This is a genomic window from Telluria antibiotica, from assembly GCF_011682055.1.
GTDB classification, from domain to species: Bacteria; Pseudomonadota; Gammaproteobacteria; order Burkholderiales; family Burkholderiaceae_D; genus Telluria; species Telluria antibiotica.
The window spans coordinates 113435-139408 of record NZ_JAAQOM010000021.1 but is presented as its reverse complement, the minus strand read 5'-3'; the positions used below and the strand labels follow the sequence as shown (position 1 = coordinate 139408).

The following is a 25974-nucleotide window of genomic DNA, read 5'->3' as shown; positions in this document are numbered from 1 at the left end:
GTCGACGACTTCCTGCCCTGGAACTGTGCCGCCAACCTGGCCGGCTGAACTCCGCTTCCCAGCGGTGTGACGAGTATCATCTCGCATCGACCTCGATAGCTCAACACGGTGCTGGGAACACGCTTACCGTGATGGTGCTGATCACCGCGAAGAGCTGGTTCGCCGGAACGTTCGAGTGGATCTTCTGGCTGAAATCCGTGCTGCTCCTGCCGCAGAGCCAGTTGCCGATGCTCATCCAGTCCTGGACGCTCGTCCATGAAGTGCTGTTCTACGCGCTGTTCGGCCTGGCCATCTGGCGCGTGCGCGGGAGCCGCTGGGTGCTGCTCGCGTGGGCGATCCTGTTCTGCACGGCGCGCGTGGTCGACCTGGGCCTGCCGGCGGGCCTGGCCAGCGACACGATCAGGACACTCGCCTCGCCGTACAACCTGCTGTTCCTCCTCGGCATGGGCGTGGTCTGGATCGTGCGCCACCGCTCGGTCCCCTTCCCGCGGCTGCCCGCGCTCGCGGGCGGCCTCGCCTTCCTGGCCACGGGCCTCGTGGAAGATACCGGTCTCTACAAGAGCATGTCCGAGCACGGCCTGTTGCCGGTGCTGCTGTACGGCGTGAGTTCCACCTGCATCTTCCTGGGTCTCGTCGCGGCCAAAACGGCCGGCAGCCTGCGCGTGGGCCGCGGCGCCGCCCTGCTGGGCGCGCTGTCCTATCCGCTGTATCTCACGCACGGCATCGCGATCAGCATCGCCGTCGACGTGGCGCACAAGTTCCACTATGCCGGCCCGGGCGCCCTGCTGCTCACCGGCGCCGTGGCCGTGGCCTGCGTGGCGGCGCTGGTCGTGCACCGCTGCGTGGAACAGCCCGTCGCGAAGTGGCTGCGCAACGTGTGGGCCCGCCGCGGCAGCGCGCCGGCCTTTACCTGACCTGTGCTCCCAAAGCGCGCAGATAGCGCAGCCCGGCCAGCGCCCGGCTGCCGTACCACGACATCATCTCGCCGTCGACGAGATAGACAGGGACGCCGAGCTGCTTTTCCAGTGCATCCGCGTGGTCTTCCGTGAAGCGGTAAGGCTCCGTCGACAGCAGCACGGCGTCGAGCCCGTCGACGAGGGCCTGCGACCAGGAAAAGCGCGGATACCGGTCCGTCCCCAGGTCCGGCACGCGCCAGCCCAGTTCGGCCAGCATGCTGGCGATATACGTGTCCTTCGACACCGTCATCCACGGGTCCTGCCAGATGCAGTACAGCACGGTACGCGCCGGGCCCTTGGCTGACGCGTGCAGTGCCGCGTACTCGGCCTCGAACGCTGCGCACCAGCGCGCGGCGGCATCCTCCGCCCCGAAGATCCGGCCCATCAGCCGCGCCAGGTGCAGGTTGTCGCGCGGCGTGTTCGGATGCGTGACGACGCGGTGCGGCACAAATTCGGCGAGTTTCTCAACGGTGGGCTTTTCGTTCTCGTCGATGTTGACGACGACGTGCGTGGGCGCGAGCTTGCGAATCTTCCCGATGTTCACGTCCTTCGTGCCGCCCACCTTGGGGATGGACGCGACGACGTCGCGCGGATGGATGCAGAAGCCGGTGCGGCCGACGAGCTTGCCGGCCAGGCCCAGGTCGCACAGCAATTCGGTGATCGAGGGCACAAGGCAGACGATGCGCGCATCGGGCGCCTGCACGTGGCGGTGGCCGAGCGCGTCGGCCAGGAAATCGGGTGTGGATGTCATGCCAATATTAAAACACTATCGTTTGTCGGGGCCAAGCATTGGCGTTGATATTTCATTAAGGTATCATATGATGATGTCAATACATTGCAAACCATCGCTGATCGCGGCGTCCGTGTCACTGGCCATGACGCTGTTGGGTCCTGCCCGGGCGCAGGAGGCCTCCGGAGTGCAGTCCCCCCTCGTCGTCGTCGAAGGCAAACGCGCGAGCCTGGCATCTGCGCAGGACATCAAGCGCGAGCGGCTCGGCATCGTCGACGCCGTCGTCACCCAGGACATGACGCGGCTGCCCGACATCAACGTCACGGAGTCCTTGCAACGCATCACGGGCGTGCAGATCCTGCGCGACCGCGGCGAAGGCGCGGGCGTGGCGATTCGCGGGCTCACGCAGATGGAGACGATGCTGAACGGACGCGAAGTCTTCACGGCGGGCACGGGCCGCAATTTCGATTTCGCGGACATCCCCGCCGAGCTGCTGGCCGGCATCGACGTCTACAAAACGTCTTCCGCCGACCAGCTCGAGGGCGGCGTCGGCGGCTCGATCGACCTGCGTACGCGCCGTCCCTTCGACTTCAGCGGCAGAAGGATCGCCGGTTCGGTGCGCATGATCCGGGGCGATCTCGCCAGACGGTCGCAGTCCCAGTTGTCCTTCCTCGCGAGCGACCGCCGCGAGACAGCCGGCGGCGACGTCGGCCTGCTCGTGAGCCTGGCGCACCAGAAGCGCGCATGGCGCGAAGACCAGAAGTCGGCCGGCAATCCGGTCACGCGCGACGACGTCGTCCCCGGGCAGCGCGTCGTCGTTCCCAACGGCACGACGGAAACCACGAGCATCGGCGACCGCGAACGCAATGCCGGCGCCTTTGTCATGCAATGGCGCCCGGACGAGGCACTCGAGGTTTACGCCGAAGGTCATTACGCGGAATTCAAGACGACCCAGAATTCGTACCAGATCAATATCCTGCCGTCGCACACTTTCGCTGCGGGCAGCGCACGCCTGTTTCCCGGGACAAGCGACCTGGAGCGCATCACGTGGACCAATGCGCCCATTTCCGTGCTGAGCTTCGCGCGCGATACGACGGACCGCACGCGCCAGTTCGCCGTCGGCGGCCGTTGGAGCGCCGACGCGCTGACGCTCACGGCCGATCTCAGCCGCACGTCCAGCAGCGACTACCTGTTCTACGCCGGTCCGGATCTTGCCGGCACGGTCGCCAGCTTCACGCAGGATATGTCGACGAAGGTTCCCGCCACCAGCGTCGCCGGCACGAACCTGCTCGACCCGGCCGGATTCCGCTATACCGACGTCACCTACCGCACGCGCCCGTACGACGGCAGCCTGACGGCAGCTCGGCTGGACGGTACCTGGCGGCTGGCGCATCCGTTCTTCACGGCCGTGTCCGCGGGGGTGCGCCTGGCCCGGCGCGGCGCCGGCAACGCGCCGGGGCAAATCGTCGCGGATGCCGGCGCCGGCGGGCTCAAGGCATCCGACAAGCCCGCTTACGTGATGCCGAACCCGTACAGCGATTTCTTCCGCGGCCAGGGCGTGCCCAGCATCGGCAGCTACCTCGTGGGGAATCCGGCCACCGCCCGCAATGCGACCGGCCTGCGCAACGCGTTCGGCATCAACGCGCCGATACCACCGTCCGCCAATCCGCTCTCGCTGTGGGACATCCGCGAGGACACGCGAGTCGCGTATGTAATGACGACGTTCAAGGGAGCTAACGCACCGGTCGACGGGAACGCCGGCCTGCGCGTGGTTCACACCCGCGAGCAGGTGTCGGGGTCACGGACGGTGCCGGCCGCAAGGACGGTCGTCCCCATCGACGTCGACAGTGGCACGACCGACATCCTGCCCAGTGCGAACTTGCGCTACCGCCTCCGCGACGACCTCTACCTGCGCGCGGCAGCATCGAATACGATCACGCATCCCGATTTCAACCAGTTGTCGCCCTCGCTGACCTTGACCCCGAACACCGTGAATCCGTCGCTCAACCAGGGCAACGCCGGCAATCCGGACCTGAAGGCCATCCGGTCGACGAATTGGGATCTGGCCGCGGAACGCTATGTCGATCCGGTGACGTCGCTGTATTCGACGGTGTTCCTGAAACACATCGACGGTTTCATCAGCAACGTCAGCAGCCCGGAAATGCATGACGGCGTCGTGTATCAGGTCAGCCGCCCACGCAACGGCAACAAGGCCCGCGTCGCGGGCGCGGAGGCCGGCTATCAGCAGTTCTTCGACACCGTGCCGGACTGGATGCGCGGACTGGGTATGCAGGCCAGCTACACCTATATCCGCAGCGACATGCCGAACAGCGCCACCGGCGGCAACCAGCCGTTGCCGAACCTGTCCCGGCACGGCGCCAATCTGGTCGGCATATACGAAAGGGCCGCGGTCTCGGCACGCGTCGCCTACAATTGGCGCAGCAAATTCCTGAGCAGCTACACCAATGTCGTGGGCGTCGGTTCGTTGCCGATCTATATGCGCGGCTACGGTTGGCTCGACGCGTCGTTGAGCGTCCGGAGCGGCGCCGGCATCACTCTGTCGCTGGAGGGCTCGAACCTGTTGCGCACCGTCCGCTCGTCCTATTACGGCGTCGCGACCCGGCCCCAGAGCGCGTGGCTCAACGACAGGCAGATCGGCATCGTTGCCATCCTGCGCCTGTGACGGCTCGACATTGTGATCAGACCTCTTCCCGGTCGGCGCTGGCAAGCGCCTTCGTGCGCACCGCCGGGGCCGGCTTCGGCCGTGCCGGCGCAGGACGGGTGCCTTCAATCTTGAACATGCCCACGGCGTGCGCGAGGTTGTCCGCCAGTTCGCGCAACGATTCGGAGCCGGCCGCAGTCTCCTCGACCAGGGCGGCGTTCTGTTGCGTTGCATGATCCATCTGGGCGATGGCCTTGCCGACCTGCTCGATGCCAGCCTTCTGCTCCTGGCTCGCCGTGCTGATTTCCCCCATGATGTCGGTCACCCGCCTGATCGCGCCGACCACTTCCCCCATCGTCGCACCGGCCCGGTACACGAGCTTGCTGCCGGTGTCGACTTTTTTCACCGAGTCATCGATCAGTATCTTGATTTCCTTGGCCGCATTGGCACTGCGTTGCGCGAGATTACGCACTTCGGCCGCGACGACCGCAAAGCCCCGTCCCTGTTCGCCGGCGCGCGCCGCCTCGACGGCTGCATTGAGTGCCAGGATATTCGTCTGGAACGCGATACCGTCGATAACTGAAATGATATCGACAATTTTCCTGGCCGACTCATTGATCGCTCCCATGGTGTCGACCACTTCCGCCACCACTGCCCCGCCCTGGGCGGCGACCTCCGATGCCGTGACGGCGAGCTGATTGGCCTGCCGCGCATTGTCGGCGTTCTGCGCGACCGTCGAGGTCAGCTCGTCGAGCGACGATGCAGTTTCCTCGAGCGCCGACGCCTGCTGTTCCGTGCGCGCGGATAGATCGGCGTTGCCGCTGGCAATCTGTCGCGCAGCCGAGGAGATGGTGGAAGTGCCGCCATGGACTTCCCCGATGACGCGGGCGAGACTGTCGCGCATCGATGCCATGGCGAACAACAGGCTCGATCGGTCGCCGTCGCGAACCTCGATATCGGCGCACAGGTTGCCTGCGGCGATTTTACCGACGACGGCAGCAGCGTAATCCGGTTCGCCGCCCAACTGGGCAAGGAGATTCCGCACGACCCAATAGCCGATGATGGCGGCAACGGCGGCGATCAACACAACCATGCCGATCGCCACCACGCGCGTCGTCCGCGCCGCCGCCTGTTGCTCCACGAATCGGGTGGCCGCCGTCGTTTCGAGATCCTGCTTCATGCCAGCCAGCAGCGTGAACACGCGGGTCGCGTTGTCCTTGACTTCCAGGCGGTTGACTTCCGCACCGCCTGCGACATCGCCTTTCTCAATCAGTGCGACCTGGCGGCTCATGCCCGCCCGCACCTTCCGATACGCATCCTGCAAATCGCGCAACGCCGCCGGCGCACCACGTTCGCCGCCGCCGTCCAGCTTTTCCATAATGGCGTCGACCTTGCCGAAGCGCTCGGCGTTCTCCTTTTTCCAGACCGCGATCGTGTCGGGCGTGCCGATCGCGATCATGCGCAGGATATTGATGTCGACGCGTGTGAGCAGGCCATCGACTTGCGAAACGAGCGCGGCGTCGTGGAAGTCGATTCGGTACATGCGCTCGAGCTCGGCATTTACGTGGGCCAGCTTGACCAGGAAGTACACGCTCGAGCCAAGGAGACAAGCGAGAATAAGCCCTATCGCTCCCAAGAATCTCGTACGGATGGACAGTTTCATGATTGAATGTTTTCGTATTTACAAATAGAAATATGATGATGCCGGAAAACAGTGGCGTGGAAAATCGGCCCATCCCGATTCGATATCAGGATTTCCTTATATCCCCCATCATCAAGGACTACCCAAAAATAAAGACTGCCTGATTTTCAAACGCCCTTGTCTTCGGCATGCTCGACCGGTATCGAAACTTGCAATCAAACAACCGATGGCAACCGGAGGGACGATGGAGAGTACGGCAGGCCGGCGGCGGCCAATATCACGGCGGTGCGCCCTGGAGGCCCGCGCCCTGACGCTGCCGCCGCTTCGGCGACGGCGTCAGGACGCGCGCACCATCAGGATCATCAGCCTGGCCGGCGGCAGCGTGCTGGCCCTCGCCTGCGCGCTCCTCGTGTTCTTGCTCCAGGCCAGGCGCGACGGCAGCATGGGTGGGAACGCGGCACTGGAGATGGCTTTGCTGTCGGCCGGACTAACGGGCTCGGTTGCCCTCGGCGTCTACGCAATCGGACTGCGCAAGCCCTTCATCCGGCAAAAGCGAGTGGAAAACGATTTGCGCCGGCGCGAGGAGGCATTCCGCACACTGTCGCTGTTCGACGAATTGACCGGGTTGCCGAACCGGACGCTGCTGGCCGATCGCGTGCGCCGGGCAATTGCCGACGGGGCCCGCACCGGTACCGGGTGCGCGCTGATGATCGTTGGACTGGACGATCTGGCGGAAGTCAACGATTCATTCGGCCACGGCGCCCGCGACGCGCTGCTGTGCGAGGCGGGCATGCGGCTTCAATGCCAGTTGCGCGCCGGCGAAACGGTGGCGCGGCTGGGCGGGGACGAATTCGCCGTGCTGCTGCCCGGCGTGCGCGGGCCGGACGATGCCGAACTCGTCGCGCGCAAGCTCATCGACACGCTGACCGCCCGTTACCTGCTCGACACCCATGAGGTCATCGTGTCGGCCGACGTCGGCATCGCACTGTGCCCGGACGACAGCGTCGCCGACGACGAATTGTTCCGTTTCGCCGGTTCGGCGCTGAATCATGCACGGCGCGCGGGACGAACCAGCGTCCAGTTCTACGTGGCGCAGCTGACGGCCCGCTCGGCGGCACGGCTCGAGCTGGCGGCCGCCTTGCACAAGGCCGTGCGCGGCGGCGAACTCGAGCTGTATTTCCAGCCGCAAATCGACCTGCGCGACGGATCGGTCGCCAGCGTCGAGGCCCTGCTGCGCTGGCAGCGCCCTGGCCAGGGTTTCTTCCCGCCGGACCAATTTATTCCGATCGCCGAGGAATCCAACCTCATCGTCGACATTGGAGAATGGGTCCTCGCTACCGCCTGCCGCGACATCGTCGCCAGAAACGCCATGCTGGACCGGCCGATCGCCGTCTCGGTCAACGTCTCCGCGCGCCAATTCATCCGCCATGACTTCGTGGCCACGGTCGAGCGCGTGTTGGTCGCCAACGGCTGCCGTCCGGAGTGGGTGAAGCTGGAAATCACCGAACGCGTGCTGCTGCAAGATAATGAGGACATCGCGGGCACGCTCGACCGGCTGCACGCGCTGGGCCTCGTGATTTCGATCGACGACTTTGGCACCGGCTATTCGGCGCTCGGCTATCTCAACCGGTTTCCTGTCGACGAAATCAAGATCGACCGCTCGTTCGTCAGCGACATCCCGCAGGATGCCACCAAGAGCGAACTGGTCAAGGCGATCCTGTCGATGGCCTCGGCACTGAGGCTGCAGGTCGTCGCCGAAGGGGTCGAGACGGCGGCCCAGGTCGATTGCCTGAAAGCGCATGGATGCCGCTTCGTGCAGGGATACCTGTTCGGTGCGCCGATGCCGGGCGCGGCGCTGGATGAGGTCCTGCATCCAGGCCGCCGGGAACTGGCGGCAACCTCGTCCGAGCCTGCTATCATGGAACGTTTATTGTCCGACACCACGAGTCCAGTACGATGAAGCGCCACTTGTTCGTGCTCCTTGCATGCCTCGCATTCAGCGGCGGGGTCCGCGCGCTGTCCCTGCAAGAATGGCGCGGCCAGGTCGAGACGATGCGCCTGCTTGCCGAACGCGACGTGCAGGAAGCCTATCAGCGCGCCACGCAGCTGCTCGAAGATGTGCCGCTGGGCGCCACGCCGATCGACCGCGCGCGCGCGCTCAACGCACTGGCGCGCGCCGAGGTCTACCAGGCCCGGACCGACGACGCCCAGGTGCATGCGGAGCAGGCCTTGCAACTGGCCCTGCAGGTCCAGGACCGCGCCGGCCAGGCCGAGGCCTACCTCAACCTGTCCGTGAACGCGATCTTCCGCGGCCGCGTCGACGATATCGTCACCTACTCACTGCGCAGCATGACCGTGCTGGAAGGCGTGAACCGGCGCGACCTGCAGGGCGAAGCCATGCTCCGCACGGCCATGATGTACCGCCGCATCGGCCAGTTCGACGAATCCGTCACCCTGTGCATGCGCGAGATGGAAACGGCGAGGCGCTTCGCCGATCCGCTCGAGCTGGCTTACGCCCGCCAGTGCATGGCGATCTCCTACGATCTGAGCGGACGCCACAAGGAGGCGCTCGATCACTATACGAAGATGTACGAGGCGGCGCATGGCGCAGGCTTGAACCTGCTGGAAGGCTATGCGCTGACCGGCATGGGCAACGCCAAAAGCGACCTCGGCGACGCGCCCGGGGGCGAAGCCGATATCCGCAAGGCCATCGACACGTTCCGCGCCGTACACACGTCGACGGGCCTCGGCTTCGGCATGCTGAACCTGGCCGAGCGGCTACGCAACCGCAAACTGGTGTCCGCGGCCATGCCCCTGTACGGCGAGGTCGAGTCGATCTACCTCGGGCAGCACAACCGCATCGGCCTGTGGTTCCTGTACAACGCGCGCAGCAAGGCCAACGAACAGGCCGGCCAGTTGGCGGCGGCGTGGGCCGACGCCGAAAGCGCCTACCGGATCGCCAAGGAAATCAATTTCCCCCTCTACATGAGCGACAGCGCGCGCCGCATGGCCGGCGTGTACGCGGCGCGCGGCGAGCACCGCCGCGCCTACGAGCTGTCGATCGAGGCGGCCGAGATGGGCGCCAAGGGAGCGGTCGAGAAGTCGGGCGCCCGCATGCTCGAACTGGCGCAACGCTTCGAGACCGAAACCAAGCAGCGCGCGATCGACGACCTTGCGCGCCGCAACGAGCAGCAGGCTTTCGAACTGGAGCAGCGCGCACTGAGACAGCGCTGGACGTGGACCGTGCTCGGCGCCTGCGTGGCCTTCCTGGCGGGCACGAGTTACTTCCTTGTGCGGCTGCGGAAATCGCACCGGATGTTGTCGGCGACAATCCAGAAATTGCGCCAGTCGCAGGCCGAACTACGGGAGCTGAACGGCAGCCTCGAGCAGCGCGTACAGGCGCGCACGGAGGAATTGCAGCGCCTGGCGCGGCAACGCAGCGAATTCCTGACGCAGATGAGCCACGAATTGCGCACCCCGCTGAACGCCATCCTCGGCTATGCACAATTACTGCAGCGCGACGCCGTGCTGCCGCCGGAGCACGCGGCGAGCCTGCGCGTCATCCAGAAGAGCGGCGGACAGTTGACGACGCTGATCGACGATTTCCTCGATTCCGCCAAGATCGAGGCAGGCAAGCTGGCGCTCGCGCCGTCCGACGTGCAACTGGCGGAATTCCTGCATACCATCGCCGAGATGATTCGCGTGCGCGCCGAACGCAAGCAGGTCGCGTTCCTGTTCACGCCGCCGGCGGACCTGCCGGCCATCGTCCGCGCCGACGAACAGCGCCTGCGCCAGGCCTTGCTCAACCTGCTGTCGAACGCGGTCAAGTTCACCGACCGCGGCAGCGTCGCCCTGCGCGTGCGCTTCACGCCCCCGGGGCGGCTGCTGTTCGAGGTCGAGGATACAGGCATCGGCATCGAGCACGAACAGATCGATACGATCTTCGAGCCCTTCGAGCAGGCGGGCGACCACCAGCGCAAGCTCGGCGGCACCGGCCTGGGCCTGTTCATCAGCAGCCAGTTCGTGCGCCTGATGGGTGGCGACATCCAGGTCGAGAGCCGGGTCGACAAGGGCAGCCGGTTCTGGTTCGAGCTGGACCTGCCGGTGATCGACCGCGCGCCGGCCGGCGTGCCGCCGGCCGGCGGCCCGCGTGCCGACGACCTCGTGCCGCCACCGCCCGGAGAAATGGACTTGCTGTACCGCTTGGCGATGGTCGGGAACATGGCCGACATCGTCGATCACGCACGGCACTTGGCCAGCCTCGACGACCGTTACCATCCGTTCGCGGACCGGCTCGTCGAGCTCGCCGAAAGCTATCAATCCAAGGCGATCCTGGCTTTGGTGGAACGTTTTCATGAGGCAGCAGATGCAAATTGAACCGCTGGATTCGGGCCGGCCGACGATCCTGATCGTCGACGACACCCCGGCCAATCTCGACGTGATCGTCAAGGCCCTGGAGCACGACGGCGTGCGCGTCGTCGTGGCACAGGACGGCGAGGAAGGCTTGCGCCGCGCGACGTTCGTTCATCCGGACCTGATCCTGCTCGATATCATGCTCCCCGGCATAGACGGCTTCGAAGTGTGCCGGCGCCTGCAGGAGGACGAGTGCACGCGCGCCATTCCCGTGATTTTCATGACGGCCCTGCTCGATATCGAGAACAAGGTGGCGGCCTTCAGGGCGGGTGCCGTCGATTACGTGACCAAGCCGTTCCAGATCGACGAAGTGACGGCGCGCGTCCGGACCCACCTGAACCTTCGCAACATGCAGACGATGCTGGCCGAGCGCAACGCGTGCCTGCAGCGCGAAATCGAGGAACGCAAGGTCGCCGAGCGCCGGCTGCAGGACTACCGCGAAGGGCTCGAACTGCTGGTCGCCGAACGCACCGCCGCGTTGCGCGAAAGCGAGCAGCGGCTGGAAGAATCCCTCGTTCGCCTGCGTGAACTGTCCGCGCACCGGGAGCAGGCGCGGGACGAGGAACGCATGCACATCGCGCGCGAACTGCACGACGAGCTGGGGCAGGCGCTCACGGCGCTGCGCATGAAGATCGCGCTGTTGCGTGTCGAATTCGGCCAGGACAACCCCGCCTTGACGCACCACGTCGGCAAGGTGAACGAACTGATCGACCGTACCATTGGCGTCGTGCGCGGCGTGTCCTCGGCCTTGCGGCCGGCCACGCTCGACATGGGCGTCGTGCCGGCGCTCGAGTGGCTGGTCAAGGAATTCCGCGCGCGCTCGGACATCGATTGCGAACTGGTCGTGCCGGAACCATCGCTCGGGCTGGACGACGGGATCGAACTGGCCATCTTCCGCGTCGCGCAGGAGTCGCTGACGAACGTCACGCGCCATGCGCGGGCCAGCTCGGTCCGCATGACGTTGCAGGCCAGCGACAACCAGTGCCTGCTCGAGGTGCGCGACGACGGCTGCGGTTTCGTGCCGGACGGCGTCGAGCGGGGCAAGTTCGGCCTGGTGGGCATGCGCGAACGCGTCGAAATGCTGGGCGGGGAATTTTCCATCTCCAGCGCGCCCGGCGAGGGCACGTCGCTGTCCGTCCGCCTGCCGGTGGCCAGCCCGCTGGAGATACGATGATCCGCATACTGATCGCCGACGATCACGCCATCGTACGGGGCGGGCTCAAGCACCTGTTCGCGATGGTGCAGGATATCGACGTGGCCGGCGAGGCCGTCAACGGCGCGCAAGCACTCGAGTTCCTGCGCCATACGCCAGTCGACCTGGTCCTGCTCGACCTGACCATGCCGGGCATGAGCGGCACAGACCTCATCGCGCGCATACGCAGCGTCTTCCCGGATCTGGCTATCCTCGTGCTGAGCATGCGCAACGAGCCGCAGATCGTGCGCCAGGTGTTCAAGGTCGGCGCGTCCGGCTACCTGACCAAGGACAGCGAACCGGAAATGCTCGTCGCGGCAATCCGCAAGACGGTCGCGAGCGGGCGCTTCATCGACCCCGCACTGGCCGAGCAACTCGTATTCGACGTCGCACAGCCAGGGGCCACCCCGCCGCACGAACAACTGTCCGACCGCGAGGCGCAAATCTTCGCGCTGCTCGCGCGGGGCCGTAGCGTGAACGACATTGCGGCCGAGCTCATGATCAGCAACAAGACGGTCAGCACGCACAAGGCGCACCTGATGCAGAAGATGAACTTCATGAACCATACGGACCTGGTCCGGTACGCCATCCTGCACGGACTGGTCGAATGAAGCGGTTCGATGTCATCGACGCGCTGCGCGGTCTTGCCATCGCTGGCGTCGTCCTCGTCCATACGGGTCGCCAGGCCATGCCTCCAAGTGCCATGCTGCGCGCAGTGATGAACCTGGGCGCGTCCGGCGTCCACCTGTTCTTTGTCGTCAGCGCACTGACGTTGTGCCTGTCGTGGGTACGCCGGCGCCGGTGTGAATCGCGTCCGCTACGCAACTTCCTGATCAGGCGCGTCGCCCGGGTTGCGCCGATGTTCTACCTGGCGATCGCGCTGTATCTTGGACTCCACGGCATGGCGCCCGGCTACTGGACGCCGAACGGCATCCAAATCCCCGGCATCGTCGCCACGATCTTCTTCGTGCATGGGTTCCATCCGGAAACGATCAACGCCGTCGTACCAGGCGGTTGGTCGATCGCCGCCGAGATGGAGTTCTACGCGAGCCTGGCACTATGCCTGCCCGCCCTCGGCACGGCCCGATCGACCCTGCTGTTCCTTGGGACCAGCCTCGTCCTGTTCATCCTCAACGCCATCGTCGTACCCCATTTGTTCACCTACCCGGCGGAGCAACACTATCTTGTGCCAAATTTCATCCGGTTCAATTTTTTCGGGCAATTGCCCGTATTCGCCGCCGGCGTCGTCGCCTCGACGGCGTTCCGGTACGGCACAACGGACTGGCGGGTCGCCGCCGGTGCGGCGCTGTGCATGCTCGTCGCGGCCGTGTGCTGGTGGCGGGCCCCGCAGCCCTTGTGCACCCCAGCTGTCGGCGCCTTCTTTGCCGGCGCCGCGCTGCTGCTCGCGCAGCGGCCCGCGCGGCTGTTCGTGAACCGCGTGACGATCGCGCTAGGCAAGCGCAGTTTCAGCATTTTCCTGCTGCATTTCGCAGTGCTCGATGCATTCTCCCATTCCGGTGCCGCCGCCTGGTTCGCCGGATCGAATGCGGGGAGCGTGCTGGAATTCCTGTGCGTCCTGAGCGCCACGGCGGCGTTGTCCACCCTTACCTGGCGCTGGGTCGAACAGCCGGGCATCGCTTGCGGCGCGCGCCTGGTCGCCACGCTGGAGCGGACATCCGTATGGCATACAGCGGCGCATTGAACTGTTGTTTATCGGCGCCAGGCATCGGCGTTGGTGTTTCTTTCAGGTATCATGAGAGGTTGTCAATATAAGTTGTCGCCTGGCAGTCAAATCCGATGATCGTGACCGGCACCTTCGGTGCATCCCCCTACCGTATCCGCGACCTGCAGCTCTTTCGCGACATCGACGATCCCGCCGTCGCGCGCGCGCTCGCCGATTGCCGGATCGTGCGGTTGCCGCGGGGCGAGGCGCTCGAGGACGGCCTGCGCGCCCGGCTGTACATCCTGCTCGCGGGCAGCCTCGCCGTGGAAGCCGCGCTGGGAGAGGGCAACGTCGACCGCATCCTGCCCGGCGAAAGCGTGGGCGAGCAATCCGTGCTGGACGACGCCGCCAACCTGGACGCCATCGTCGCGCTGGAAGACAGCGAACTCCTGGTGATCGAGCCCGACCTCGTGTGGCAGCTGATCGAGAGCCACAACGGCGTGGCGCGCAACCTGCTGCGGCTGATGTCGTTCCGCATCCGCGCGACGAACGCCCGCCTGCGCCGCCGCCAGAAACTGGGCGAGTTCTACCGCCAGCTGTCGCTCAACGACGCCCTCACGGGCCTGTACAACCGCGCCTGGCTGAACGACGCGCTGCCGAAGCTCGTCGCCCGCGCGCGCCAGGACAGCGGCCCGCTGTCGCTCGTGATGATCGACCTCGACCACTTCAAGCGCTTCAACGACACGCACGGCCACATGGCGGGCGACGCCGCCCTGGTGGCTGCCGCCGGCGTGATCCGTGCGGCCTTGCGCCCGACCGATTTCGCCGTGCGCTACGGCGGCGAGGAGATGATGGCGATCCTGCCGGCCACGCCGCAGGCCCAGGCCGTGATGGTCGCGGAGCGCCTGTGTGCGCGCATGCGCGAAACCATCGTGTTCGACGACATGCGCCTGCCGCTGCCGCACATCACCGGTTCGCTCGGCGTCGCCACGCTGGTCGCCGGCCAGGACGAGCGGGGCCTCGTCGAGGCGGCCGACGCGGCGCTGTACCGCGCCAAGGAAGCGGGCCGCGACCGAATCGGCACCTGAACGCCTGTTTGGTTCCGCACACCGGATTGAGCCGGTGCTAGGCCATGCGAATCATGCAAGTTAGAATGGCGCGTCGTCACTGATCAGCGCCGTCCGGCATCACAATGAGCAACCACACCTTCCTCTGGCACGATTACGAAACGTTCGGCGCGGAACCGCGGCGCGATCGTCCCGCGCAGTTCGCCGCGATCCGCACCGACGCCGACCTCAACGAGATCGGCGAACCGATCATGCTGTACTGCCAGCCGGCGCCCGACTACCTGCCCGATCCGCAAGCGTGCCTGATCACCGGCATCACACCGCAGCACTGCCTGGAGCACGGCGTTCCCGAGCACGAGTTCGCGGCCCGCATCTGCGCCGCGTTTTCCGAGCCGGGCACCATCGGTGTCGGCTACAACACGATCCGCTTCGACGACGAAGTCACGCGCTTCCTGCTGTGGCGTAACCTGATGGATCCATATGCCCGCGAGTGGCAGAACGGCTGTGGCCGCTGGGACATGCTCGACGTCGTACGCATGGCGTATGCCCTCCGTCCCGACGGCATCACGTGGCCCCGCCACGACGACGGCCGCCCCAGCTTCAAGCTCGAGCACCTCACGCGCGACAACGGCCTCGTGCACGAGGCCGCGCACGACGCGCTGTCCGACGTGCGTGCCACCATCGCGCTGGCGCGCCTGCTGCGCAGCAAGCAACCGAAACTGTTCGACTTCTGCCTCGAACTGCGCCGCAAGGACAAGGTCGCGGAACAGATGGGCCTCCACCTCGACCGCGCGCTGCGCCAGCCATTCCTGCACGTATCGGGCATGTTCCCGGCCGAGCGCGGCTGCCTCGCCATGGTCTGGCCGCTCGCCACGCACCCGACGAACAAGAACGAAGTCCTCGTGTGGGATTGTCGCCACGACCCGTCCGAACTGTTCAACCTGAACGTCGAGACGATCCGCCAGCGCCTGTTCACCCGCGCCGCCGAGATGCCGGACGGGATGACGCGCCTGCCGATCAAGAGCGTGCACCTGAACAAGTCGCCGATGCTGGTCGGTAACCTGAAAACGCTGAGCACGCAGATGGCGGCGCGGTGGGAGCTCGACGTCGACCAGTGCCTCGCGCACGCGCGCGTCGCGGCAAGCGGGCCCGACATGGCGGCCGTGTGGCAGAAAGTGTTCCAGCGCGAGGCGAGTCCCGCCACGGTCGACGTCGACGAAGACCTGTACGGCGGCTTCGTGTCGAACGGCGACCGGCGCCGGCTGGAGTCCTTGCGGACGGAGGCCCCGCCGCAGCTGGCGGCGCTGCGCCCGTCCTTCGAGGACGAGCGCCTGGGGCACTTGCTGTTCCGCTACCGCGCCCGCAACTTCCCGCACACGCTGGCCGACGAGGAACAGCAGGCGTGGGAAGACCACCGCGCCGCGCGCCTGTTCGACGGTGCCGGGGGCGCGCGCACGATCGACCAGCTGTTCGCGGAGATCGACGCGCTGTCCGAAACGGCGGACGAGCGTGCCGAGGAAATCCTGGGTGCGCTGTATGATTACGCGGAGATGATTGCGCCAAGCCGGTATTGATGCGTGCCCGTCGCGGTCCCGTAGGGTGGGCGGCCCTCCGCCCACCATGGCGCAGCCGTAACGCATGCATTTGGTGGGCACAGGGTGCCCACCAAATGCCGGCTTTATCGAGAACACGTGGGGTGCGCATTTGGGGCCGGGGGGATCAATCCAATGAAACGTGCCCACGCGTTCAACCGGCGTGCGCACGGACGAACCGCGTTATCGACGGATCGACCGTCACGTAGCCCCGCGTGGGCGGCGAGCCGCCCACCCTACAAAAACACTGATGGCCAGCGCATTCCGTTCCCTTAAAAGCTACAACTACCGGCTCTGGGCCGCCGGCTGCCTGGTCTCCAACGTCGGCACGTGGATGCAGCGCACCGCGCAGGACTGGCTCGTGCTCACCGAGCTGACGCACCATAACGCGTCGGCCGTCGGCACCGTGATGGCCCTGCAATTCGGTCCGCAATTACTGCTGCTGCCCTGGACCGGCTGGGTCGCCGACCACGTCGACCAGCGCAAGCTCATGATGGTCACGCAGGCCGCGATGGGCGTGCTCGCGCTGGCGCTGGGCGTCATGACGGTCGCCGGCGTCGTCGCGCTGTGGCACGTGTACGTGTTCGCCTTCCTGTTCGGCTGCGCGGCCGCGTTCGATGCGCCCGTGCGCCAGACGTTCGTCGCGCAGCTCGTCGGCGATGCCGATCTGCCCAACGCGGTCGCGCTCAATTCCACGTCGTTCAACGCCGCCAGGATGGTCGGTCCCGCCGCGGCCGGCCTGTTGATCGCCGATGTCGGCACCGGGTGGGCGTTCGTCGTCAACGGCATGTCGTACGTGGCGGTGCTGGCGTCGCTGACGTGGCTGCGCAAGGACGACCTGCACGCGCATCCGCGCGGGCACGGGAGCGCGGGCGGGCGCGGGATGCTGGACGGGATGCGCTACGTGTGGAAAAGGCCGGACCTGATGGCGCTCCTCGGCATGCTGTTCCTCATCGCAACGTTCGGCCTGAATTTCCCGATCTTCATCGGCACGATGGCCGTCGCGGTCTTTCACACGGATGCGCGCGGCTACAGCCTGCTGTCGTCCACGATGGCCGTGGGCAGCGTCGTCGGCGCCCTGCTCGCCGCGAGCCGCGAACGCACGCAGTTCAGGGCGCTCGTCGTCGGGGCCGGCGTGTTCGGCGTCGGCTGCGCGCTGGCAGCCGTGTCACCAGGCTATGTCTGGTTTGCTGCGGCATTGGCGCTCACCGGCGTCGCGGGCCTCACGTTCACGAACACGTCGAACAGCCTGATCCAACTGTCCACCGAACCCGCGATGCGGGGGCGCGTGATGGCCTTGCGGCTCGGCATCGCACTGGGCACGACGCCGATCGGGGCGCCGATCGTCGGCTGGGTCGCGGACCACGCAGGTCCGCGCTGGGCGCTGGGCGTGGCCGCCGCGTCCGGCTTCGCGGCGCTGGCGGTCGGGCTGCGCTACCTGGCGACACGTAGCCCGGCTCAGCCCCGGTAGCGGTTGATCGCGTCGCGCGTCTCGCGTGCCGCGCGTCGTGCGGCCGCGGCGAAGTCCTCGCCGCCTTGCGGCTGCGCGTACAGGATGGCACGCGAGGAATTGATCATCATGCCCATGCCGGACGCCGTGCGGCCCGACTTGACGGTCGCTTCGATGTCGCCCCCCTGCGCGCCGATGCCCGGCACGAGCAGCGGCATGTCGCCCACGATGGCGCGCACCTGCGCGAGTTCTTCCGGGAACGTGGCCCCCACGACGAGGGCGCACTGGCCGTTCCTGTTCCACTTGTCCGCGACGAGGCGCGCCACGTGCTGGTACAACGGCCGGCCGCCCACGTCGAGGAACTGCAGGTCGGAGCCGCCCGCGTTCGACGTGCGGCACAGCACGATCACGCCACGGTCCGTCCACGCCATGTACGGCTCGACGGAATCGAACCCCATGTACGGGTTGACGGTGACGGCGTCGGCGCCGTAGCGGTCGAACGCTTCGCGGGCGTACTGGTGGGCGGTGGCGCCGATGTCGCCGCGCTTGGCGTCCAGGACCAGCGGGATGTGAGGATATTGTTCACGCAGGTAGCGGCAGATCGCTTCGAGCTGGTCTTCCGCGCCGAGGGCGGCGAAATACGCGATCTGCGGCTTGAAGGCGCACGCGAGGTCGGCCGTCGCGTCGATGATGGCCTTGCAGAACTCCACGATGCCGTCCGGGCGTCCCTGCAGGTGCGCGGGGAAGCGGGCCGTGTCCGGGTCGAGCCCTACGCACAGCAGGGAATCGTTGCGGGTCCAGGCGGCGTTGAGTTTGTCGATGAAGTTCATGGCGGCCTCTCTGATCTGATTGCAAACCCGCTATTGTAGCGCCCTGCCCGGGCCGTATCGCCAATCCCTGGTCATTTCAGGTATATTTTGGCTATTCGACAACTTGTTACGGATCGCCAGATGAAACCATCCTTGTTCACGCGTTATGCCGGCTTGCTGCTGGCCGCCGTACTGGCCGCGACACTGCTGTCGGGCTGCGGCTACAACCAGTTCCAGGCCAAGGACGAGGCCGTCAAGGCCGCCTGGGCCGAGGTCGTCAACCAGTACCAGCGCCGGGCCGACCTGATTCCGAACCTCGTGAACACGGTCAAGGGCTATGCGACGCACGAAAAGGATACGCTGGAAGCCGTCACGCGGGCGCGCGCGGCCGCGACCAGCTTCCAGATCACCCCGGAAGTGCTGAACAATCCGGAAGCCTTCCAGAAATTCCAGCAGGTGCAGGGTGAGCTGTCGAACGCGCTGTCGCGCCTGATGGCCGTGTCGGAAAACTATCCGCAACTGAAGGCCGACGCCAGCTTCCGCGACCTGCAATCGCAGCTGGAGGGCACGGAGAACCGCATCACGGTGGCGCGCCAGCGCTATATCGCGGCCGTCCAGGACTACAACATCACGGTGCGCAGCTTTCCGACCAACTTGACGGCGATGATGTTCGGCTACCAGGCGAAGCCGTCGTTCACCGTCGAGAACGAGAAAGCCATCTCGACGGCGCCGACCGTCAACTTCGGCAAATAGGGCCGAGCCATGAACGCCCTGCCCCGTCTGCTGTGGGCCTGGATGCTGACCTTGCTGCTGGCCTGCTCGGCGCATGCGCAGGGACAATTCAAGCCGGTGCCGGCGCTGCGCGCGCGCGTCACCGACGAGATAGGCATGCTGACGCCGGACCAGCGCCAGAAACTGGAAGGCGTGCTGGCCGACTACGAGGCGAAGACGGGCAGCCAGATCGCCGTGCTGCTCGTGTCCTCGACGGAGCCGGAAGCCATTGAGCAGTACGGCATCCGCGTGGCGGACGCGTGGAAGCTGGGCCGCAAGGGCGTCGACGACGGCGTGCTCCTGATCGTCGCGAAGGACAATCCGAAGGCGCTGCGGCGCCTGCGCATCGAGGCGGGACGCGGCGTGCAGGGCGTCCTCACGGATGCGCAGTCGAAACGCATCCTGGAAGACACGATCGCCCCGCACTTCCGCCAGCAGGACTGGTACGGCGGTCTCGTCGCCGGTGTCGGCGCCATCGCGACCTTGCTCAACCAGGAAAAATTTCCCGCGCCGCCCGCGCAGACGACCACGCCGGCGCAGCAGGATGACGACGGCGGCCCCGGCGTCGTCGTCACGATCTTCATGCTGATCGTCGGCATCGCCCTCGTCCGCTCGATCTTCCGTCCGCGCCGCACGCGCCTCCTGCAGCCGGGCTATCCGGGCACTGGCGGCTGGGGCAGCGGCGCCACCGGCTTCATCCTCGGCAACATTCTTGCGAACGCTGCCCATCAGCACGACAACGACCGTTGGCGCGGCGGTGGCGGCGGCTTTTCCGGCGGTTTCTCGGACGGCGGCGGTGGCGGCTTTTCCGGCGGCGGGGGCGGCAGCTTCGATGGCGGCGGCGCCTCGGGAGACTGGTGATGGAAGAACCGAGCCGCTTGCGGCGCGCGCTGCGCCACCTGTTCAGCACCCGCAACGAAGCGGAGCGCGCGTTTCCGCCCGATGCCCTTACGGCGATCACGGAAGCCATCACGGCCGGCGAGCAGACGCATCGCGGCGAGGTGCGCCTGATCGTCGAGAAGGGCCTGCCCCTGTCGCTGGCCTGGGCCGGCGTGACGAACCGCCAGCGCGCCATCGCGCTGTTCGCCGACTACGGCATCTGGGACACCGAGGACAATTGCGGCGTCCTGATCTACGTGAACCTCGCCGACCGCAAGGTCGATATCATTGCCGACCGCGGCATCGACCGCAGAATCGACGCCGCCACGTGGCAGGCCGTGTGCGACACGATGACGCGCGGCTTCGCCCGCGGCGAATTCCGCGCGGCCACGCTGGGCGCGATCGCCCAGGTGAACCAGTTGCTGCGCAGCCATTTCCCGTCCGGTGGCGCGCGGCCGAACGAATTGCCGGACCAGCCGGTGATGCTGTGAACGACGGGCCGCTACAATGGCGGCCTGTTCTTTTCATTGCAGCAGCGAGGACACCATGAAACTCACCGACAGAGTCGCCATCGTCACCGGAGCCGCCCAGGGCATCGGCCTCGCCTGCGCGGAGCGCCTCGTGCGCGAGGGCGCGCGCGTGATGCTCACCGACGTGCGGCCGGACGGCGCCGCGGCCGCGGCCGCGCTCGGCGATGCCGCCCGCTTCTTCCAGGCCGACGTGAGCGCGAAGGCCGACGTCGACGCGCTGGTGGCGGCCACGCTGGCCGCGTTCGGCCGCATCGACATCCTCGTCAACAACGCCGGCGTGACGCATGCCGCCGATTTCCTCGATCTCGAGGAGGACGATTTCGACCGCGTCCTGCGCGTCAACCTGAAGTCGATGTTCCTGTGCAGCCAGGCCGTCGCCCGCGAGATGGTGAAGCGCGAGGACACGCAACGGGGCGGCTGCATCATCAATATGTCGAGCGTCAACGCGGAGCTCGCGATTCCGAACCAGGTGCCGTACGTCGTGTCGAAGGGCGGCGTGAACCAGCTGACGCGCGTGGCGTCCGTCAGCCTGGCCCAGTACGGCATCCGCGTGAACGCGATCGGCCCGGGCACGATCCTGACGGAGCTCGCGAAGCAGGCCGTGCTGGCCGGCCCGGACGCGCGCCACAAGATCCTGTCGCGCACGCCGCTGGGCCGCTGCGGCGAGCCGGAAGAGATCGCCGGTATCGCCGCCTTCCTCGCCAGCGACGATGCGTCGTACATCACGGGCCAGACCTTGTACGCGGACGGCGGCCGCATGGCACTGAATTACACGGTCCCCGTCAAGGATTGAAGGCGAGCTCGACCATTATCAGCGCGGGTGATGACAGGTATCGAAATTCATCATTGGACGGATATATCGCGCCGCAACATAATGGCACCTGTCTCCACTATTCTCCTCCAAGAAAATAGTTTGAAGCCCGCTCAACCAGCGGGCTTTTTTTTTGCCTTGGTCGACCAATCCCATCCGCGAATGTTCCCATAACAGTAACGCGGGCTTGATTTGTGTCATGGTGAAGTCACATTGTGTCCCTATACTGGGTCCATCTGCATACACGCAACCGATATGCGTGATCGTAGAAGGTGTGTCGCGAGCGGCACACCGCACCGGATCCTGCGTCTCTTGGCCCGATCTTGGGTTGTGCCCGTCCTCACCGGCGGGCATTTTTTTTGTTCCGTATTCTTATTGTCGCGTCTGCCACGCACCGCACAATTCTTTGTTGTTGTGCTTGAACCATCTTCAGATTCCGCTATGATGAAACTTGCACCTCGCGACGTCATCGTCGCGTGGTGACGAGACTATCCACCATGGAATGGAGCCAGTCCAATGACCTTACCTGTACCTGAGACGATGTCGCCCCCCGAGCAACAAGAGCATCCAGGCCGGCGGCGCCACGCGGAGCCGGACGATTGCCTGGTTCTCAGCGAACTCAACCCGCGCATGGTGATCGACCATCTCGACGATGAGGGCCAGCCCCTTCAAGTCATGACCTTCGGCACCGTCCGCGAAATCTGCCCGAAATGCCAGAGCGGCCACCTGAAACTGGTCCTGCGCCAATCGGCCGTCCGCATGGCCCACCTGTTCTGCGCCGACTGCGCCAGCTGCTTCGACGCCCACTACCCGGACGGCGCGCCGGCCCTCACGATCTGACGCCGGCCGTCCATGACGCTCCGGCCGGCGGTGCGCTGCCGTTGCGCGAGGCCTGAGCAAGTACACGACACGCATGGTAAGGTGAGCCTTTTTTCCGCTTCGCCTGCCATGACGACGTACCTGTTTTCTCTGCTGCGCAACCCGCGCGCACGCGCGCTGTGCCTTACGGTCGCGATCCTGATGTACCTGACCATCATCACGACCGGGAACATCCCCGGCGCACGCGCGGACATCGGCGCCTATGCCCCCGGAGCGGTGCTGCACTCGATCGCCTATGCGGTGCTCGCCGCGCTGTGGTTCGCCGGCAGCGCCGGGAGCCCCCTGGCGCGCGCGGGCAAGGCCGTGCTGGCGGTCGCCGTGATGGGCGCCTGCGACGAGTTCATCCAGAGCTTCTTCCCCTACCGCGGCGCCGACGTGCGCGACTGGGCCGTCGACGTCGCCGCAGCCGTCGTCGCCAGCACCGTACTGGCCCGGCTGGCGGCGCGCACGACCGTCGACACGACGTACTGAACGCCGCGGTGCTGCGCCGCACGAATCGTCAGAAGTTTGACGTGGCTCATGCTCAACGGGACGCAGTTGAACGCCGGTACCGAACAGGCCTCTTACCGAAGTGGCACGCGGCATCGTCACTCACCTACCATCCCATCAGAAGGAGTTGATCATGAAGCAAAAACACCAGAGCATTTGCCTGGCGGGCTTGCTGGCGCTCGCGGTCGGGCTGTCCGCGTGCAGTTCCTGGCGCGGCGGCAGCATGGGCAGCAGCGGCGGCATGTCGGGCACCGGCGGCGGCACCGGACCGGCCGGGTCGTCCGGCAGTTCGGGCACTGCGGGCAGCTCGAGCGGCTACGACAGCGCGAGCACCGGCATGATGCAGAACCAGGGCGCCAGCGCGATGCCCATGAGCCCCAACGCCACCGTCGCCTCCATCGAAGCCCTGCCCCGCTCCAGCAGTTCCGCCACCGAGGGCAATGCGGGCGCCAGCGCAGCGATGGGGAGCAGCAGCGGCGGCGCCACGGGCAGTTCCTCCGCCGACCGCATCTATCGCGTCACGCTGCGCATGGACGACGGCAGCACGCAGGTTGTGACGCAGCAGACGACGCCGGACTTCCGCACCGGCGACCGCGTCAGCCTGGCCGGGGGCATGATCCAGCACTGAGCACGGCCTACTCCGCTCCGACCTGTTGCGCGCGCGTGCGCTTCGCGCGCACGATGTCCGCACCGCGCTTGCCGGCCAGCAGCGCGTGGTCGGAGTTGTAGTACTCCCACTCGCTGTAGCGGCCGACGAGCGTGATGTCGAACTGCTTCAGCCAGGCCTTGCACGTCTCGACGTTGCGGGCGCGCGCGTGGTCGTACAGCACGTAGGCATACGGCATGTCGACCTGGTGCGCGGCGAGGATCGTGTCGCCGTCCTGGATCATGCCCACCTTGCGGCAATCGTCGATCGCGCGCGCGATCAGCGCGTCGCCGTCGATGGGCAACGGCTTGTACGGCGAGTACGAGATCTCGCACGTGAAGCCGAAGCCGCCGGGCGGATTGCAGCCGGGGCTCGCATTGCCCTGCACGAAGATGCGGTGGAAGATTGTGTCTTCCGGATAGTAGATCCAGTGCTTGTCCGTGGCGACGCGGTCGATGCCGATGTTCACGCAGCGGATCGACACGTGGCGCAAGCCTCTCGCCGCGGCCTTCACGGCTGCCGGCGCCTCATCGCCGATGGCCTTTACCAGCTCGGGGAGCGGCATCGTGGAGATGAGGTCGTCGTAGCGGAAGCGGCGGCCGTCGCGCAGTGCGACGATATGCTCGCGCGGCAGCACTTGCACGACGTCCGCATTCAGTTCGATCTTGCCCTTGATGTGAGGCAGGAAGCCATTCATCAGTGCCTGGAAGCCGCCCTTCAACGGATAGCCGAAGCGGGCGTTCGGGCCCAGCGGTTTCGGCGACGGCTCCAGCGCGCCCTGGATGATTTCCTCCAGGTTCGGCAGCGGTACGCGGCCGCCGAGCCATGACGTTTCCATCTCGGCCAGCGGCACCGTCCAGATCTTGCGGTTGTAAGGAATCGCGAAGTGTTTCGCGATGCCCTTGCCCCATACCTTGTAGATGAATTGCTCGAAATTCTTCACCTCGCCCCGCATTGTTCTTACCTCGGCGCGATCCGTGTTGCACATGTCAAGCGTGCCGTCGGCGCAGCAATCGTCGACGGCGTGCGCGGCCGCGGTCTTCGCCTCCGCGCTTTCGTAGCGGGCTTCGATGGCGCCCATGATGCACTCCGTGACGACCTTCGGCGGCAGGCCGTACAGCGCGCCCTGGAAAGGATAGCGCGTGTACACGCCCTTGCTGTAGACCCACGCTTCGCGGTTCTGCCAGTGCACGTTATCGCCCAGCAGGACCTCGTACATCTTCAGGACGTACGGGTCGTTCGAGAACATGATGTGGCCCGCGTGATCGAACGTGAAGCCGTTGTCCTCGATCGAGCGGCACCAGCCGCCGACGGTCTCGTTGCGGTCCAGCAGCAAGGTGTCCGCGTCGAGATGGTACGCGGCCGACAGCCCCGTCGGCCCGCCGCCGATGACGATGGTGCCCACATGCGGCTCGTGCGCGCGCAGCGGATTCACTTTCGAGCCGCGCGGCGCGTCGCTACGCAGCGACGCAGCGGCCGCATCGTCCGCGCCATCGAGGCCGCGCGGTGTGGCGCGCCGGTCCGTGTGCGGGGGCGCCGTGTCGATCAGCTCGCGCATGCGCGCGGCCGTGTTGTCCCACGACGTGGCGGCGACGACGGCCCGCATCGCGTCGACCATGTGCCGGCGCTGTTCCGGCGTTTGCGCCAGCGCGGCTTCGCACGCGGCGATGAACTCGTCGGCGGTAGACGCGATGGCGACCACGTGGCCATACGGATTCGCGACGTCGGCGATCGGCGTGCTGACGATGGGCAGCTGCGCCGCCATGTATTCGAGCACCTTCGTCGGGCTGATGTATTTCGTCGCCTCGTTGATGGCGAACGGCATCAGGCACACGTCCCAGCCGGCCAGCAGGTCGGGCAGCGCGCCGTACGGCTGCTGGCCCAGGTAGTGGATGTTGGGACGGCGCGGCAGGCGCTCCGGATCGATTTTCACCACGGGGCCGGCCAGCACGACCTGCCATTCCGGATGGCTTGCCGCGACGGCGTCCACGAGATCCGGGTCGAAGCGCTCGTCCAGCACGCCGTAGAAGCCGAGGCGCGGATGCGAGATCGCGTCCTGATGCGGATGCGCGCGCGAGCGGTCCAGCGCCTGCTGGAAGTGCACGACGTCGACGCTGGACGAGAAGCAGTGGACGTTCGGGTGGCGGTGGCGCTTCGCCTCGTACAGGCTGGGGCCGCCCGCGAACACGAGGTCGGCGACGGACAGCAGCGCGCTTTCACGCTGCAGCAATTGCTTGGGCGGATTCCGGAATGCGGCCAGTTCATCCATGCAGTCGTACACGACGAGCGCGGGTCGCAGCGATTGCAGCAAAGGCAGCGCCATCGGCGTGTAGAACCACGCGACGACTTCCTCTCCCGGTGGTGCCAGGTGCGCCACCATCGGCTGCAGCAGGCGCAGTTGCTCGTCGTGGAAGCCGTTCGCCTGGATGGGAGTGTGTGCGCGGCACACGGTCACGTTCGGTGCCGGGCTGGACCGCTCCATGAACGGGGCGCCGTCGTCGTACACCGGTTCCTCGACGAACAGGACCGGGTAATGCTGGGCCAGGCGCGACAGCAGATGCTGCGGCCGCTGGAACACGAAGTCCCAGCGCAGGTGGCTGAAAACGACGATCGTAGGCATGATGGGCTCCTTGTCGCCCATGGCGGGCGGTCGATTGATCGGTGGCGTGGACCGGATCGACCGCCCCAGCAGGCGAGCGAACCCGTCCACAGCGCTGCCGTGCGCGGCAGCGCTGCGATGGGGCGGGCGCCCTGAGGGTGCCGTGCTCGCGTCGGGGTTCGGAGCGCCGGGCG

21 protein-coding genes are annotated in these 25974 nt (G+C 66.4%); 17 read left to right on the top strand and 4 right to left on the bottom strand.

Annotated features, from left to right (window positions below; translation table 11 throughout):
* The coding region (locus tag HAV22_RS27390; RefSeq protein ID WP_208296388.1) for an acyltransferase family protein at positions 1-914 on the top strand (914 nt) is incomplete at its 5' end.
* Here the strand turns inward: HAV22_RS27390 and HAV22_RS27385 are convergent.
* Positions 907-1707 (bottom strand): helical backbone metal receptor, encoded by an 801-nt coding sequence (locus HAV22_RS27385; RefSeq protein WP_166863864.1) that lies wholly within the window; start codon positions 1705-1707, stop codon positions 907-909. The genes HAV22_RS27390 and HAV22_RS27385 overlap by 8 nt on opposite strands.
* Positions 1708-1873: 166 nt before the next feature.
* Here HAV22_RS27385 and HAV22_RS27380 point away from each other — a divergent pair, with 166 nt between their 5' ends.
* Positions 1874-4369: a TonB-dependent receptor gene (locus HAV22_RS27380; RefSeq protein WP_371869762.1), complete on the top strand. Its 2496-nt coding sequence runs from the start codon at positions 1874-1876 to the stop codon at positions 4367-4369.
* A 16-nt stretch (positions 4370-4385) separates the two neighbouring features.
* Here HAV22_RS27380 and HAV22_RS31735 read toward each other — a convergent pair whose 3' ends face one another.
* Positions 4386-6011 (bottom strand): methyl-accepting chemotaxis protein, encoded by a 1626-nt coding sequence (locus HAV22_RS31735; RefSeq protein ID WP_308789244.1) that lies wholly within the window; start codon positions 6009-6011, stop codon positions 4386-4388.
* A 223-nt stretch (positions 6012-6234) separates the two neighbouring features.
* Here HAV22_RS31735 and HAV22_RS27370 point away from each other — a divergent pair, with 223 nt between their 5' ends.
* The 8 genes from HAV22_RS27370 (at position 6235) to HAV22_RS27335 (ending at position 17388) form a co-directional block, all read left to right on the top strand.
* Complete coding sequence (locus HAV22_RS27370; protein ID WP_166863860.1) at positions 6235-7950, top strand: putative bifunctional diguanylate cyclase/phosphodiesterase; 1716 nt, start codon at positions 6235-6237, stop codon at positions 7948-7950.
* On the top strand, positions 7947-10367 hold the full coding sequence (locus HAV22_RS27365; RefSeq protein ID WP_166863858.1) for an ATP-binding protein: 2421 nt from the start codon (positions 7947-7949) through the stop codon (positions 10365-10367). The genes HAV22_RS27370 and HAV22_RS27365 overlap by 4 nt, the downstream gene beginning before the upstream one ends.
* On the top strand, positions 10357-11577 hold the full coding sequence (locus tag HAV22_RS27360; RefSeq protein WP_166863856.1) for an ATP-binding response regulator: 1221 nt from the start codon (positions 10357-10359) through the stop codon (positions 11575-11577). The genes HAV22_RS27365 and HAV22_RS27360 overlap by 11 nt, the downstream gene beginning before the upstream one ends.
* Positions 11574-12206, top strand: coding sequence for a response regulator (locus HAV22_RS27355; protein ID WP_166863854.1), 633 nt, complete (start codon positions 11574-11576; stop codon positions 12204-12206). Before HAV22_RS27360 ends, HAV22_RS27355 begins: the two co-directional genes overlap by 4 nt.
* Positions 12203-13297, top strand: a complete 1095-nt coding sequence (locus tag HAV22_RS27350) for an acyltransferase family protein (protein WP_166863852.1) — start codon at positions 12203-12205, stop codon at positions 13295-13297. The genes HAV22_RS27355 and HAV22_RS27350 overlap by 4 nt, the downstream gene beginning before the upstream one ends.
* 95 nt (positions 13298-13392) lie before the next feature.
* Positions 13393-14346, top strand: coding sequence for a GGDEF domain-containing protein (locus HAV22_RS27345; protein ID WP_166863850.1), 954 nt, complete (start codon positions 13393-13395; stop codon positions 14344-14346).
* A gap of 104 nt (positions 14347-14450) precedes the next feature.
* Positions 14451-15899, top strand: a complete 1449-nt coding sequence (sbcB, locus tag HAV22_RS27340) for an exodeoxyribonuclease I (protein ID WP_166863848.1) — start codon at positions 14451-14453, stop codon at positions 15897-15899.
* Between the two features lie 268 nt (positions 15900-16167).
* On the top strand, positions 16168-17388 hold the full coding sequence (locus HAV22_RS27335) for an MFS transporter (RefSeq protein ID WP_166863846.1): 1221 nt from the start codon (positions 16168-16170) through the stop codon (positions 17386-17388).
* Here the strand turns inward: HAV22_RS27335 and pyrF are convergent.
* The gene (pyrF, locus tag HAV22_RS27330; protein WP_166863844.1) at positions 17376-18197 is read right to left on the bottom strand and encodes an orotidine-5'-phosphate decarboxylase; all 822 of its coding nucleotides are present in this window, start codon (positions 18195-18197) and stop codon (positions 17376-17378) included. The genes HAV22_RS27335 and pyrF overlap by 13 nt on opposite strands.
* Before the next feature lie 120 nt (positions 18198-18317).
* On the opposite strand from pyrF, the gene HAV22_RS27325 reads away from it, so the two are divergent.
* The 7 genes from HAV22_RS27325 to HAV22_RS27295 all read left to right on the top strand — a co-directional run bounded on the left by HAV22_RS27325 (position 18318) and on the right by HAV22_RS27295 (position 23163).
* Positions 18318-18929, top strand: coding sequence for a LemA family protein (locus HAV22_RS27325; protein ID WP_166863842.1), 612 nt, complete (start codon positions 18318-18320; stop codon positions 18927-18929).
* 9 nt (positions 18930-18938) lie between these two features.
* Positions 18939-19808: a TPM domain-containing protein gene (locus HAV22_RS27320; protein WP_166863841.1), complete on the top strand. Its 870-nt coding sequence runs from the start codon at positions 18939-18941 to the stop codon at positions 19806-19808.
* Positions 19808-20317 (top strand): TPM domain-containing protein, encoded by a 510-nt coding sequence (locus tag HAV22_RS27315; protein WP_166863839.1) that lies wholly within the window; start codon positions 19808-19810, stop codon positions 20315-20317. The genes HAV22_RS27320 and HAV22_RS27315 overlap by 1 nt, the downstream gene beginning before the upstream one ends.
* Positions 20318-20372: 55 nt before the next feature.
* The gene (locus HAV22_RS27310; RefSeq protein WP_166863837.1) at positions 20373-21149 is read left to right on the top strand and encodes an SDR family NAD(P)-dependent oxidoreductase; all 777 of its coding nucleotides are present in this window, start codon (positions 20373-20375) and stop codon (positions 21147-21149) included.
* A 534-nt stretch (positions 21150-21683) separates the two neighbouring features.
* Complete coding sequence (locus HAV22_RS27305) at positions 21684-22007, top strand: hypothetical protein (protein WP_166863835.1); 324 nt, start codon at positions 21684-21686, stop codon at positions 22005-22007.
* Positions 22008-22115: 108 nt separating this feature from the next.
* Entirely contained in the window at positions 22116-22517 is a 402-nt protein-coding gene (locus HAV22_RS27300) for a VanZ family protein (RefSeq protein WP_229421450.1), read from the top strand.
* Between the two features lie 151 nt (positions 22518-22668).
* Positions 22669-23163: a hypothetical protein gene (locus HAV22_RS27295; protein WP_166863834.1), complete on the top strand. Its 495-nt coding sequence runs from the start codon at positions 22669-22671 to the stop codon at positions 23161-23163.
* A gap of 7 nt (positions 23164-23170) precedes the next feature.
* Here the strand turns inward: HAV22_RS27295 and HAV22_RS27290 are convergent, their stop codons facing one another.
* Positions 23171-25801 carry an NAD(P)-binding protein gene (locus HAV22_RS27290; RefSeq protein WP_166863832.1) on the bottom strand — a complete coding sequence of 877 codons (2631 nt, stop codon included), beginning with the start codon at positions 25799-25801 and terminating at the stop codon, positions 23171-23173.
* Positions 25802-25974: the final 173 nt, after the last annotated feature.